The organism is Stenotrophomonas maltophilia, assembly GCF_004920835.1.
Taxonomy (GTDB): Bacteria; Pseudomonadota; Gammaproteobacteria; order Xanthomonadales; family Xanthomonadaceae; genus Stenotrophomonas; species Stenotrophomonas maltophilia_AQ.
The window spans coordinates 1-13112 of the sequence record NZ_QFHO01000052.1; the positions used below are offsets into that span (position 1 = coordinate 1).

12 protein-coding genes and 3 pseudogenes are annotated in these 13112 nt (G+C 62.3%); 9 read left to right on the forward strand and 6 right to left on the reverse strand.

From position 1 onward, the window contains the following. From DI041_RS20765 to DI041_RS20790, 6 genes and pseudogenes are all read left to right on the forward strand, one after another. A pseudogene (locus tag DI041_RS20765) lies at positions 1–111 on the forward strand (IS110 family transposase); the annotation flags it as partial. Between the two features lie 125 nt (positions 112–236). Beyond that, complete coding sequence (locus tag DI041_RS20770; RefSeq protein WP_136640026.1) at positions 237–1328, forward strand: PA0069 family radical SAM protein; 1092 nt, start codon at positions 237–239, stop codon at positions 1326–1328. Between the two features lie 184 nt (positions 1329–1512). Beyond that, positions 1513–1878, forward strand: a complete 366-nt coding sequence (locus DI041_RS20775) for a hypothetical protein (protein WP_136640027.1) — start codon at positions 1513–1515, stop codon at positions 1876–1878. 948 nt (positions 1879–2826) lie between these two features. Then, positions 2827–3420: a hypothetical protein gene (locus tag DI041_RS20780; RefSeq protein WP_136640028.1), complete on the forward strand. Its 594-nt coding sequence runs from the start codon at positions 2827–2829 to the stop codon at positions 3418–3420. 205 nt (positions 3421–3625) lie between these two features. Then, positions 3626–3859 carry a hypothetical protein gene (locus DI041_RS20785; protein ID WP_248298524.1) on the forward strand — a complete coding sequence of 78 codons (234 nt, stop codon included), beginning with the start codon at positions 3626–3628 and terminating at the stop codon, positions 3857–3859. 126 nt (positions 3860–3985) lie between these two features. Next, the gene (locus DI041_RS20790; protein ID WP_136640029.1) at positions 3986–4381 is read left to right on the forward strand and encodes a hypothetical protein; all 396 of its coding nucleotides are present in this window, start codon (positions 3986–3988) and stop codon (positions 4379–4381) included. Between the two features lie 602 nt (positions 4382–4983). On the opposite strand, the pseudogene DI041_RS21490 reads toward DI041_RS20790, so the two are convergent. Then, positions 4984–5318 (reverse strand): annotated as a pseudogene (locus DI041_RS21490) (hypothetical protein); the annotation flags it as partial. 38 nt (positions 5319–5356) lie between these two features. Here DI041_RS21490 and DI041_RS21635 point away from each other — a divergent pair. Then, positions 5357–5428 (forward strand): annotated as a pseudogene (locus DI041_RS21635) (hypothetical protein); the annotation flags it as partial. Beyond that, positions 5429–5845 carry an RHS repeat-associated core domain-containing protein gene (locus DI041_RS21640; RefSeq protein WP_430543796.1) on the forward strand — a complete coding sequence of 139 codons (417 nt, stop codon included), beginning with the start codon at positions 5429–5431 and terminating at the stop codon, positions 5843–5845. It abuts the pseudogene before it with no gap. An 815-nt stretch (positions 5846–6660) separates the two neighbouring features. Here the strand turns inward: DI041_RS21640 and DI041_RS21530 are convergent. The 4 genes from DI041_RS21530 to DI041_RS20815 form a co-directional block, all read right to left on the reverse strand. Then, positions 6661–6792 (reverse strand): hypothetical protein, encoded by a 132-nt coding sequence (locus tag DI041_RS21530; RefSeq protein ID WP_282567867.1) that lies wholly within the window; start codon positions 6790–6792, stop codon positions 6661–6663. A gap of 113 nt (positions 6793–6905) precedes the next feature. Beyond that, positions 6906–7613 (reverse strand): 2OG-Fe(II) oxygenase, encoded by a 708-nt coding sequence (locus tag DI041_RS20805; RefSeq protein ID WP_065724008.1) that lies wholly within the window; start codon positions 7611–7613, stop codon positions 6906–6908. A gap of 107 nt (positions 7614–7720) precedes the next feature. After that, positions 7721–8737: a class 1 fructose-bisphosphatase gene (locus DI041_RS20810; protein ID WP_014035428.1), complete on the reverse strand. Its 1017-nt coding sequence runs from the start codon at positions 8735–8737 to the stop codon at positions 7721–7723. Between the two features lie 341 nt (positions 8738–9078). Beyond that, positions 9079–10281, reverse strand: coding sequence for an amino acid aminotransferase (locus DI041_RS20815; protein ID WP_046987679.1), 1203 nt, complete (start codon positions 10279–10281; stop codon positions 9079–9081). Positions 10282–10452: 171 nt separating this feature from the next. Between DI041_RS20815 and DI041_RS20820 the strand changes: the two genes are divergently transcribed. Next, on the forward strand, positions 10453–12543 hold the full coding sequence (locus tag DI041_RS20820) for a TonB-dependent receptor family protein (RefSeq protein WP_136640030.1): 2091 nt from the start codon (positions 10453–10455) through the stop codon (positions 12541–12543). A 76-nt stretch (positions 12544–12619) separates the two neighbouring features. Here the strand turns inward: DI041_RS20820 and DI041_RS20825 are convergent, their stop codons facing one another. Continuing rightward, complete coding sequence (locus tag DI041_RS20825) at positions 12620–12964, reverse strand: hypothetical protein (RefSeq protein WP_046987677.1); 345 nt, start codon at positions 12962–12964, stop codon at positions 12620–12622. Positions 12965–13112 lie beyond the last annotated feature (148 nt).

Genomic DNA, 13112 nt, shown 5'->3' on the forward strand with positions numbered 1-13112 from the left:
GTCAAGCAGGGCAAGCCGGGCAAGGTGGCTTTGGTCGCGGTGATGCGCAAGATGCTGGTGATCCTCAACGCCCGCAAAAGGGATGCGGAGGCCCAGATGGCCTCCGCCTGACAAGACAGTTGCTACAAGGTCCCAGCATCAACTGTAGAGCCGAGCCCATGCTCGGCTCAGCACAGTCCTGAACCCTTCAGGCGCCCGTCGCAGCCATTGAGACGGCCGCAGCCTACGCTTCCGCAATGGGTATTGCGATCAAGGGCCGAGGTTCCACGTCCCGCCTTGCCGGGCGCTTTGAAAGCACCGTCAGCGAGGCGGTGGACGACGGCTGGGCGGTCGACGAGAGCGAAGAATTCCTTGCTCCGCGCCTGCGTACCGAAGTGCGTGCCGAAACCGCGCGCAGCATCATCACCCGCAACAACTCACCGGACGTTGGCTTCAGCCAATCGGTCAATCCGTATCGCGGCTGCGAGCACGGTTGCTCGTACTGCTTTGCACGTCCCTCGCATGCCTATCTGAACCTGTCGCCGGGCCTGGACTTCGAAACCAAGCTGTTCGCCAAGACCAATGCGCCGCAACTGCTGCGCAAGGAACTTTCGAAACCGGGCTACGTGCCGCAACCGATTGCGCTGGGCATCAACACCGATGCGTACCAACCGATCGAGCGCAAGTTCAAACTGACCCGCCAGCTGATTGAAGTGATGCTGGAGACGAAGCATCCATTCTCGCTGATCACCAAGAACGCGCTGGTCGAGCGCGATATCGATCTGCTTGAGCCGCTGGCGGCGGAGAACCTGGTCAGCGTGCACTTCTCGGTGACCTCGCTGGATCCGCATCTTTCCGCAAAGCTGGAGCCACGTGCGTCTGCACCGCATGCACGGCTGCGCGCGATGAAGCGCCTGCATGAGGCAGGTATTCCGGTTGGGGTGATGGTGGCGCCGGTGATTCCGTGGATCAACGACAGCGAACTGGAAGCCGTGCTGGAGGCCGCACACGATGCGGGCGCCAGCACCGCCGGCTACGTGCTGCTGCGCCTGCCGCTGGAAGTGGCACCGCTGTTCCGCGACTGGCTGGATACCCATCATCCCGATCGCGCCGCACATGTGATGAGCACCATCCAGCAGCTGCGCGGGGGCAAGGACTACGACAGCCAGTTCGGCACTCGCATGCGTGGCCAGGGCGTATATGCCGATCTGTTGAACAACCGCTTCAAGCTGGCACGCAAGCGACTGGGTTTCAATGCGCAGAACAGCCATTGGCCGAAGCTGGATTGCAGCCGGTTCCAGAAGCCGCTGCCGCCGCGCAAGGAATCGCCGCAGGGCTCGTTGTTCTGAGGCAGCGCTGTGTCTGAAGGACGCCATCGCGTTCCGTGAGACGCACTGCGCACTGTTCAATCTGTCGGATATCGGACTACCATTCTCTCCCTGAACGCGCTGCGCTTGCGCGGGGGGACGTGGATTGAAGAGAGGCTCAGTCCCTCAAGGATCGCCTGCGATGACAGGCTGAGGAGTGCGGCGAATGGACAAGTTGCCTCTTGCCACAATGGTAGCCCTGTTGCTGGCCAGTTGCAGCACCGTGGGGGGGGACATCATCATCCGTATTTCAGGGACAGTGCCGGCATCCTCAGTCATCGCCGAGCGCCAGGACACATGCCAGCTGCAGATGGTCTCCATCGAGACCGGGGAACATCTGAATACCAGGGAAGTTGAGGGTGAGTTCTCCTTGACGATGATGGTTGTCTCAGGCCCTGCGCCGACACACTACTTCTTTGTTGCCGACTGCAGCGATGGTCGCAGGTTGAACTCCAGGAAAATCAGCATCAGCAGTCGCCGCTCACAGAGCAGGACCTTCAATCTTGGAACGCTCAGTGAAGGCGACCTCTGACGCTTCGAACCGTTGTTCTGGATCATCTCCAGGTGCAGTGGAAGATGGAAATGCACCTGATCAGCACCGCAATGATCGACCGGGACAGCAGCGTTGTATGCGCGCGATCATGGGGACATTCAGAGCCTTGATGCCGCTGCTCATTGCGATGGTGCTGAGTGTCTGCGCCTTCCTGCCAACAAGAACAAGCAGTAAGTTCTATGTCGCAGCTGCGGACTCAGGTCGTGACGGATGCTCAATGGTTGCCTACAGGGAGCTGGCGTTGGCCTGCGGAGGGCCACTGCGGCGCCCGTGCATTCAATAGGCACATCAAGGCGGTGTGGCTTCCGGTTGAACGCTTGCCTGCGTGGGAGGGTGTCCCGGGCAAGGGGGACTCAATCATCGAGGAGAGTCTACCGCCGGCGTGAGGGAGCAATGCCGGCGAAGCCTGTGTGGTCGCCGCAGCTTACGCACTTCAGCCTGTAGCGATCCATATGCTCTCGGCGGAGTTGTAGAGGTTGCAACCGTCCGCTACGGTAGCAGGGGGAGCGATTCGGTCGACTATAGGATGACCGGTCAATCGCGGAAGCTTGCCGTGGGGAAGTCGAGGCAAAAGGGTGAATAAAGAACAGTTGAGAACGATGGCTCTTCCAGTCGGACGAGCCCTCTGCGTCGGTGCGGTGGTCTATTTCTACAGCAGAGCATCGTCCCTGTATCGCCTCGTCAGAGAGTGCCTCGATCATGTGGACGACACCCCTGCGTTCGAGTACTGCAAGGGATACCCGGATTCCATCCAGTTCCAGCTTATCGGTATGACGATCGCGTTCTTCATGCTTCTTCTGATAAATCACAGGATGGGAGCTTCCAATACGAACAGACCGGGGCGAACCTCCGGGTAATCATGTGGCGACAGGTGAATCTTCTCCAACCGATGGTAGACAGCTTTCAATATGGAGCTGGAATCCAAGAATGAAGTTGTCGGTCCAAGTACTCTGCCTCCTCATTCCTCTTGTGTTCGGTACGCAGCCTGCACAGGCGGAGAAAGTGCATGAATGTATCGTCGTTCCGCAGGCCACGGTCGTCACTGACATGCCGGCTGGCCTGGACGAGTTCGAACAACGACTATGGGCGGCAAGTACAGGTCAGAGAGTGCGCAAGGGCACGGACACCCTTCTTCTGCTGCGCCTCTTTTCGGAGTCGCCGGGCGTGATCGATTCCCAGCAGTACACCAAGATCACAGGCAACCTGAAGCGAAACACGCCTTCGACGGAAGGGACGCCGGAGGTAGTGGATGCGCGCTTGACAAGTGGCGGCGCGGGCTTCGCGCACAAGGGAGACTTCTGGCTGTCCGATTCAGCGGACGTCGAACTACATCAGCCGCACAAGGGCGATAGTCGGTTCGAAGTCAAAGTGTCGGCTGTTGGGTGGAACAGCTATCGAAAAGAAGACCGTTCCTTTTATCTCCAGTTCACCTGTCAACTCAAGGAAATCCCTGTCGAGAAGCTCAGTGCCTGGCAAGGAGGCAACGACGATCTCTGGGGATCCTTTGGACCTGCCAGATAACTGTGCGACCTCGGCCCATACCCGGCAGCTATTGATCAGGCGGCGTGGATCGGGCCAGCTTGAGAGCTCGTCTTGCTATGCCAACACGATGGAAACGACATGGAACAACTACGAGAGCCGGAGATGGAAGAACTCAAGTCGTGGACGCAGAACAGATCTGCCTGCTGGTTAGGGGCAATGTATCCGGAACAACGCGATAGCTGAAATGAAGATCATCTATTGGCTGGGTATCGCGTTCCTGTGGATGCTCCCATTGAATTTTCTTCTGCTGACGGCGGCCAAATTGCTGTCAGCGGATGCGCTAGGCATCGAAGAGCTCGTCGGCCTCGGCATGGCCGTATTTGGTGGGGTAGCGGGAGGGATCCTGTATCGCCGTCGTCCTCGCAAGCGCACCGATCAGCCGAGCATCAATGCTTCGGTTCTCGGGACAAACGATTGAACCCTTGCGGGATTCAAGTTGCGGCGAACAACGGCAGTCGGGGAATGGGCCATGAGAACGGTACCGTTGCGCCATCTGCTTCTATGCGCTGTCGTTGTTGCCTTGATAGGAGGGAATTACCTTTCAATGTTCGGATCCATCGGAGGTGGGGATTGGACCGGAAAGCCAACAGAAGCAGAACTGCGCGCTGCTACCGAGACTTTTGAACTCCCTTCAGGGATCCGTCCTACGAATGTGAGGTTCTTACCGAAGGTCACATTCATGGGTGTCGTTTTCGACGCCGAACTCGAATCTGATCCAGAGCAGAGCGCTGCCTTCTTCATCAAACAAGCTGCAGAGAAGCACTGGCGACTGCAGAAAGACAAACGGCAGCGCCATTACCGATTGATGGTCTTCTGCGAGGATCGCCTGGCGCACTCGGTAGAGCTGACGACAAGAGGCAGTACGGTGAAGCTCTATGGAGGAACCTATTGGGACTCGGGCAGGGACGGTGACTACTACTGCTCTACGAGCACCCGGTAATCCACCGAAGGAACAACGAGCTTCCATGGATACTGGCTCCAATGGGGAGGGGCACGGTGACCTCACCCACCCCCAAACAACTTCTATGCGCCCTGGAACAGGATCCAGCTGGTCGCGATGAACTTATCCCCGTCCTGCGGCCGGTTGCCACGATGCAAGGAGCCTATGACGCCGCAAAAGCCGGGAAAGAGATGGTAGATGGCCAGTCGTCCGGCACCGATCCGTGCAATTGCAAGTGAGAGAATGATGAAGGTTCTACTTTGGGCACCAGTAGTTATATTTTCTTTGCTGTCATTGAGAGCAGTGGCTTTCGTCGTATACCAAGGGCTAAATGGATCTCCCTTCGAGGAGGAGGAGATCATTGTCGCTGGGATCGGCTTGATCTGTGGCTGGATCGCCTGGGTTATGTATAAGACCCTGATCAGACCATGGAGGAAGCCGAAGTCCTAGTCTTGAGCTGGAGATTGTGAGTCCCCCAGTCGCTGGATGGACTTTGCGCGCAGCCCGTCGCGCTGGGCTGCTGGTCAGCGCAACGGACGCAAGGCGACCGATAGCGCGCATCGTAAGCAAGAGATCACTGGTCAAATTGTCTCTGTACCTTGTCATGGCTCTCTTGATCGGAATGAAGACCGTCCTTCTATCTTCAGTTCAACTTTCAAATCAAGGATATCTCCGTCGAGAAGGTCAGTGCCTGGCAACACGGCAACGACAATTTCTGGCTGTTCTTTGGACCCACGAAATAGTTGGGTAGCCCTCCCCGTCCCCCCTCCCCCTAACAACTTCAGCGCGCCCTGGAACAGGATCCAGCCGGTCGCGATGAACTTATCCCCGTCCTGCGGCCGGTTGCCACGATGGTTGGGGGTAATGCAGTCGGCGCGATCAGCCGGCTGCCGGTGCGCGGCGCGATCTTCCGCTCCTGCTACAGGAACTCGGTTTCCGAGACAGTACTACGATGGCGAGAGCGGGCTCTGGTACAACGGCTTCCGCGACTACGACGCGAGTGCGGGGCGGTATGTGCAGAGTGATCCGATTGGGTTGGCGGGGGGGATGAACACTTACTCCTACGTATCAGGCAACCCAGTAAGTTACATCGACCCTCTTGGATTGACTCAGGCTGACATTGATTGCCTCTATGCTCGTGCAAAAAGCGTCGAGCGTGACCTTAAGTTCCCAAAAAGTGATCCGACGGTCAAAGATCTCGGTGGCGATGTCGCTGGGGTTTACAATCATTTTACAAGGAGGATAACCCTCGACGACCGGTATATTAAAGTACTCACTCCGGTAAATATGCTGGATCTGTACGACACCATTGTTCATGAACTAGGACACAAGACGGTTGGTATCAAGTCCGGCTTGGGATCGGCCAATGAGGGGCCACATGCGCAGATTTACAGGGATGCGGCGGCACGCACAGAGAGGCAGAAGGAATGGATCAGCGGAGGCGGTTGTGATTGTACTCAGTAGATTGCACGCGCAATCCATTGTGTTGGCGATGCTGGCTTGGCTTCCGATGACAGCAGCCGCAGCGGACCGATCTGCGTTCTTTGTGAACCATGCGTCATCGATTGAAGACAAGTGCCTTGAAGTTGATACGAGAAGCTTGCCCTTCTCGTGCCACAGAATTTCCGATGGCGCGCAAACCGTAGTCGCTGTGAGGGAGTTCAAGCGTGCCTGGAATGCCGACAGGTCGAGTTTCTCAAAGCTGACGGTAGTACTTCCTGGAGTGCTCCGCGCTGGGCAAGTCCTCGCTATTGGAGATGAGGGAGTACGTGTGTTCTTCAGCAAGGGTGCGAGTGCTTTTGCAGGTAAGAGTGGCTGTTACAGTACAGCCGCTTCCGGCCAGATCATCATCGACGCAGTCGAGCGCAATTGGATTGAGGTTTCGTTGGAGGCGACTTTCACACTCGCAAGCCCTCTGGATTGGCCGGAAGACTGTGACGCTCCTGTCAGCATCCATCGCGCAATCAAGGCCGACAGCGCGGACATCGCCGAACTGCGAGCGTGGGAGGGGAGACCGGGTGGCGACGATTCCCCTTTTGAAGAGGCGAATCCCCCCAAAAGGCAATTGGAGTCAGGCTGATAGCTTCCGTCGTAGTCGCCGCTCCGATCCCTACATCAAGGACATCTGGACAGCGGCATTTCAGCTTGACCATCCGGACCGCGCCGCACCGCGCCGTCATGCGCGCCGCCGGGCGGGGGTCCCCGGTCCACTAGGCGATCGAGAGGAAGACTCGTACGCGATGCAACATCTGTGGTGTGGAGGTTGTCTCGGAACGGGATCAGGTGGTGTACGCCATCGGGTACGTGCTCACGATGGCCGATGTGACACCCGGGGGATAGTTCTTCCTGTAGGCGTCCTGGCCTCGATAGCCCTGGGTGGTCGCTGCGATGATTGCGGAAGAGATCCTCATCTGGGTACCCGCCATGTACTTCCATTCGCGGAACGCCAAGCTGCCTACCGTGCGGGAGCGACCGGAGCGATATGGGCGGAAGCAGATTGCGTAGCGTCGAGCAGACCTGACGTTCACCCCCCAAACAGCTTCTGCGCGCTCTGGAACAGGATCCAGCTGGTCGCGATGAACTTGTCGCCGCCCTGCGGCCTGTTGCCACGATGGGTATGAGTAAACGCAGTCGGCGCAATCAGCAGACTGCCGGTGCGCGGCGCGATCTTCCGCCCCTGGAACAGGAACTCGGTTTCGCCCTCTTCGAAGTCGTCGTTGAGGTACAGCGTCCACAGCACATGCCGGTGCAGGGTCTCGGCCTGCGCGTCCTTCGGGTACAGCTCGCAGTGCCAGTACGGATAGCCGCCCTCGCCCGCCGCATACCACTGCAGGTTGATCGCGCCCGGGCGCAGGCAGGTGCGGGCCAGATCGGCCAGCTGCTGCTGCGGCATGTCGGGGAAGTCCTCGGCAGACAGGCGTCGCGGTTGGCCGTTGCTGTCCTGGATCTGCAACATCAGCGGCGCGATCAACGCCTGTGGATAACGGCGTAGATAAGTCAGCAGGCCATTGAACACTGCGATCTGCAGCTGCTGATCGACATCCTGCCAGCCGTCCAGCCCACTGATGCGCAGATCCTTGCTGTGCTTGAGTTCCGGGAACACGCCACTGCCTACGGCACCGGGTTGCAGGCCACGCGTGGCGCGCAGGCGCTCAACGATCGCCGCGCAGACCTCGCTGGGGACGGCGTTGTGGATGACTTCGATGAAATCGACCGGGCCCTGCTCGTGCATGCGTGCATTCCTTAGGCGGCAATGGCTTGATGGTGCCGTTTGCCGCCCTCGGTGTCACCCCACGGTCATGTCATCGTTCTGCCATGACCGTTGTCGGGAGACTTGCTTCAGCCCTGCGCGTCGTCGTGCGCGTGGTGGTAGCGCACGGCTTCGGCCACTTCCTCGCGCGAACCGAGGAACACCGGCACGCGCTGGTGCAGCTGGTCGGGCTGGATGTCGAGGATGCGCTCGCGGCCGGTCCAGGCGGCGCCGCCGGCCTGTTCGACCAGCAGGCCCATTGGGTTGGCTTCGTACATCAAGCGCAGCTTGCCGGCCTTGGACGGATCCTTCTTGTCCCACGGATAGATGAAGATGCCGCCGCGGGTCAGGATGCGATGCACGTCGGCCACCATGCTGGCGATCCAGCGCATGTTGAAGTTCTTGCCGCGCGCGCCTTCCTTGCCGGCCAGCAGGTCGCCGACGTACGCCTGCATCGGCGCTTCCCAGTGACGCTGGTTGGACATGTTGATGGCGAATTCCTGCGTGGCCGCCGGAATCTGCATGTTCTCGGTGGTCAGCACGAACTCACCCTTCTCGCGGTCCAGGGTGAAGGCGTGGGTACCGTGGCCGACGGTCAGCACCAGCTGGGTGCTCGGCCCATAGATGCAGTAGCCGGCGGCGATCTGCTTGCTGCCCGGCTGCAGGAAGGCATCATCGCCCGGCAGTTCGACATTGGTCGGGCAGCGCAGCACCGAGAAGATGGTGCCGACGGAAACGTTGACGTCAATGTTGGAGCTGCCATCGAGGGGATCGAACAGCAGCAGGAAGTCGCCACGCGGATAGATGTCCGGCACCGGCTGGCTGTGGTCCATTTCTTCCGAAGCACAAGCGGCGAGATGACCGCCCCAGGCGTTGGCTTCGAGCAGGATCTCGTTGCTGATGACGTCCAGCTTCTTCTGCGCTTCGCCCTGCACGTTGCCGGTACCGGCGTCGCCGAGCACGCCACCGAGGGCGCCCTTGCTGACGGCAATGGAGATGCTGGTGCAGGCGCGGGCGACGACCGCGATCAGCTGGCGCAGGTCGGCGTTGATGCGGCCGGCGTGCTGTTCCTGGATCAGGAAGCGGGTCAACGAAGTACGGGACATGAGCGGGCAGGTCTCGGCAGCGGGAAAACGCCTATTGTCGCCCGTATGGCGGGGCCGTGCGTGAGCGCGGGAAGGCGTAATCGTTTCCAGATGCGTTGCGCTCGTGGCGCCTTCCTTTTGTCGAGGCTCGTGGGAGGGGGAGGCGATGCAGGACACGCTGCAAGTACGTCCATGTAAGCTCGATGGCGCCATCCATGGCGCCAACGGTCCTGCATCGCCTCCCCCTCCCACGCGCTTCAGGGTTCGCCGCGAGCGCGGTGGGTGTGGCAAAGGCAGGGGCAAATGCAAAAAAACAAAGGCGCCGAAAGGCGCCTTTGTTTTCAAGCACGTGCAACGTTTTTTCAGCTCTTGGCGACGGTGGCCACGGCCTTGGCGACGTATTCCAGGTTGTTCTGGTTCAGCGCGGCCACGCAGATGCGGCCGGTGCCGACGGCGTAGATGCCGAACTCGTCGCGCAGGCGCTCGACCTGCTCACGGCTCAGGCCGGAGTAGGAGAACATGCCGGCCTGTTCGTTGATGAAGGCGAACTGCGGCGCACCGGCGGCGGCCAGCTTCTCGACCAGGCCCTGGCGCAGGGCATGGATGCGCTCGCGCATCTCGGTCAGCTCCTGCTCCCACATCGCGCGCAGTTCCGGGTTGGTCAGCACGCCGGCCACCAGCGCGGCACCGTGGGTGGACGGGCTGGAGTAGATGGTGCGGATCACGCGCTTGACCTGCGACTGCACGGCCTTGGCGTCAGCAGCGGTCGGCGCCACCATCGACAGCGCACCCACGCGCTCGCCGTACAGCGAGAACGACTTGGAGTACGAGTTGGCGACGATGAAGCTGTCGATGCCGGCTTCGGCGATGATGCGCACGGCGGCGCCGTCCTGCTCGATGCCCTTGTCGAAGCCCTGGTAGGCCATGTCGATGAAGGGGAACAGCTGGCGGTCCTTCAGCAGCTGCGCGACCTGCTTCCACTGGCTGACGGTGAGGTCGGCGCCGGTGGGGTTATGGCAGCAGGCGTGCAGCAGCACCACGGTGCCGGCTTCCAGCTTGCCGAGGTCGGCCAGCAGGCCATCGAAGTTCACGCCATGAGTGGTCGGGTCGAAGTAGGTGTAATCCACAACTTCGAAACCGGCCGCACTGAACACCGCGCGATGGTTTTCCCAGCTCGGGTTGCTCAGTGCAACGGTGGCGTGCGGCAGCAGCTTCTTCAGCACATCGGCGCCGACACGCAGCGCACCGCTGCCACCGACGGTCTGTGCGGTGGTGACGCGGCCGGCGGCCAGCAGCGGCGAGTCCTTGCCGAACACCAGCTCACGCGTTGCCTGCGTGTACGCCGGCAGGCCATCGATCGGCAGGTAGCCGCGCGGTTTGGCCTCGTTGGCGAGCTGCTGCTCGATCTGCTTGACGGCGCGCAGCAGCGGAATGCGGCCGCTCTCGTCGTAGTAGATGCCCACACCCAGGTTGACCTTGGTCGGGCGGCTGTCGGCGTTGTACGCCTCGGTCAGGCCCAGGATCGGGTCGCCTGGGACCAGTTCCACGTTTGCAAAGAAGGACACGGCGGTACTCGTTCGGTAGACGGAAAGGGGGAGGAATTGCGCCACGCGGTCTGCGGCTTTTCGGCCGGAAACAGCCCATCGTAACAAAGCCTGCCGGGGCTGGCCGCCGCCATCGTCATCCGTGTCCCCGTACCATGGCGTGCGTTGCCGCCCGATCCATCAACCTGAATCATGAATCCCGCCGCACGACGCCACTGCCTGCCGTTGTCCGCCCTGCTGCTGTCGCCACTGGCGGCCATGGCCGAGCCTGCGCCCACCGCCCTGCCCGCCGTGCAGGTGCAGGCGGCGCGGGTGCCGGGTATCGACCCGTTCGCGCTGCCGGCCAGCCAGGACACGGTCTGGATCGACACCGGCCGGGCCGGCAACAGCGTGCAGTTGTCCGAGGCACTGGCCGGGGTGCCGGGACTGCTGGCGCGCGACCGGCAGAACTTCGCCCAGGACACGCAGCTGTCGATCCGAGGCTTCGGCGCGCGCTCGACCTTCGGTGTGCGCGGGGTGCGGGTGTTGATCGACGGGGTGCCCGCGACCATGCCCGATGGCCAGGGCCAGCTGTCGCATGCCAGCCTGCTGGGTGCCGAACGCATCGAGGTGCTGCGCGGGCCGTTCTCGGCGCTGTACGGCAACTCCTCCGGCGGCGTGCTGCAGGTGTGGAGCGCGCAGGGCCAGGCTGGCGACCCGTGGCGGTTGCGCCTCAACTCAGGTGCCGACAACACGCTCAGCGTCGGCACGCAGCTGAAGGGAGCCAGCCACGGGCTGGACTACAACATCGCCGCCAATCACTTCCGCACCGATGGCTGGCGCGAACACAGCCGCGCGCGCCGCGAATCGCTCACTGCGCGCATTGGCGGCGATCTGGGCGGTGGGCGACTGGAGCTGCTGCTCAACGCGCTGGATGCGCCGGACGCACAGGATCCACTGGGCCTGACCCGCGCGCAGGTCGCTGCGGATCCACGCCAGGCTACTGCGGTGGCGCACCAGTACAACACCCGCAAATCGGTGCGCCAGCAGCAGGCTGGGTTGCGTTGGACCCGCGAAACCGACACCCAACGCTGGCAGCTGATGGGCTATGCCGGGCAGCGTGAGGTCACCCAGTACCTGCCGATTCCGCCGACCGCGCAGGCCAACCCGTTGCATGCGGGCGGCGTGATCGATCTGGACGCGGGCTATGGCGGGCTGGACGCGCGCTGGGGCTGGCACGGCGATCTCGCCGGCCGCCCGTTGGATCTGGTGGCCGGGCTCAGCGCCGACCGCCAGCGCCAGCACCGTACCGGCTACGAGAACTTCATCGGCAGCACCCTGGGCGTGCGTGGGCGCCTGCGCCGAGACCAGATCGACACCGTGCAGAACGTCGACCAGTTCGCCCAGGCCTGGTGGCAGTGGAGCCCGCGCTGGTCGCTGCTGGCCGGGCTGCGCCACAGCGCGGTGCGTTTCGAATCCGATGACCGCTACGTCACCGGGCGCAATCCGGACGACAGCGGCCGCCGCCGCTACCAAGCAACCACGCCGGTGGCAGGGGTCAGCTTCGAGGCCAGCCCGCAGTGGCGGCTTCACGCCGCCCTGGGGCGGGGCTTCGAGACGCCTACCTTCAACGAGCTGGGTTATCGCGCCGACGGCCAGGCGGGATTGGCGCTGGATCTGGCGGCCGCGCGCAGCCGCAATCTGGAGATTGGCAGCAAGTGGCGCGCACAGGATGGAACCCAGCTCGATATCAGCCTGTTCCGCGCAGATACCGACGATGAGCTGGCAGTTGCCAGCAATATCGGAGGACGCAGCACCTATCGCAACATCGGCCGCACCCGTCGCCAGGGCGTGGAGCTGCAGTACCGACAGCCGCTGGCCGAACAGCTGGAACTGCAGCTGGCCTGGACCTGGCTGCAGGCGCAGGTGCGCTCGCCGTACCTGACCTCGAACACCGGCGTCGCCGTGGGTAGCCGTCTGCCCGGCGTGCCACGCCAGCAGGCCTTCGCCCGCCTGCAGTGGAGCCCCGCCGACTGGCAGTGGGCGCTGGAGGCCTCGGCCAGCACCGATACCGTGGTCAATGACGTGGCTACGGCGCGCGCACCCGGTTTCGCTCTGCTGCACCTGGAAGGCGGGCGCCGATGGACCCTGCCGGGCGGTGAGCTGCGTGCCTTCGCGCGGTTGGAGAACGTGCTGGACCAGGCCTACATCGGCTCGGTGATCGTCAACGATGGCAACGGCCGCTTCTACGAGCCGGGACCGGGCCGACGGGCCAGCCTCGGGCTGCAGTGGTCGTGGCGATGAAGTGGTAGTGCCGGCTGGCCGGCATGGCGCTGTGCAGGACGTCAGGAGGTTGCTGGCCAGCGGCCGACACTACCGGTCAATCGGGGGCCTTGGCCGGTACAAACGGCGAGGTCGGGTCGCTGGCCGGGAAGGTCTCCTCCAGCGCCTCGTCCTGGTTGTCGCTGGCATGCTGCTTGCGCTCGCGGCGCTTGAGCGGGCTTTCCTGGCCCCCACGATGGCGGTCGCCGCCGTCCTTGCGGTCCTGTGCGGCCTGTTCAGACTCGTGCTTCACCGGCAGATGCTCGCCACCGTGTTCGGCGTCAAAGAACGGTGCGCCGGTGCCGCGGTAGTCGGCGTTGTCGGCATCGCGCTTACCGCGCTGCTCGCCGGGAATGGGCGGGTGGTTTTCCCGCAGCGGGTCACGGGAGGTCTCTCGGCTCATGATCTGGCTACCTGCGCTCGGGGGCTCCCACTACACCCCTCACAAGGTAAAGCCGCCGCGAACCTGGCGTCATGAACATCTCGCTCACCCCCCGGTAACGGGATCGCGCGTATTCCTGCCCACCCGCCCCCGCTGCAGGAGCCGGCCA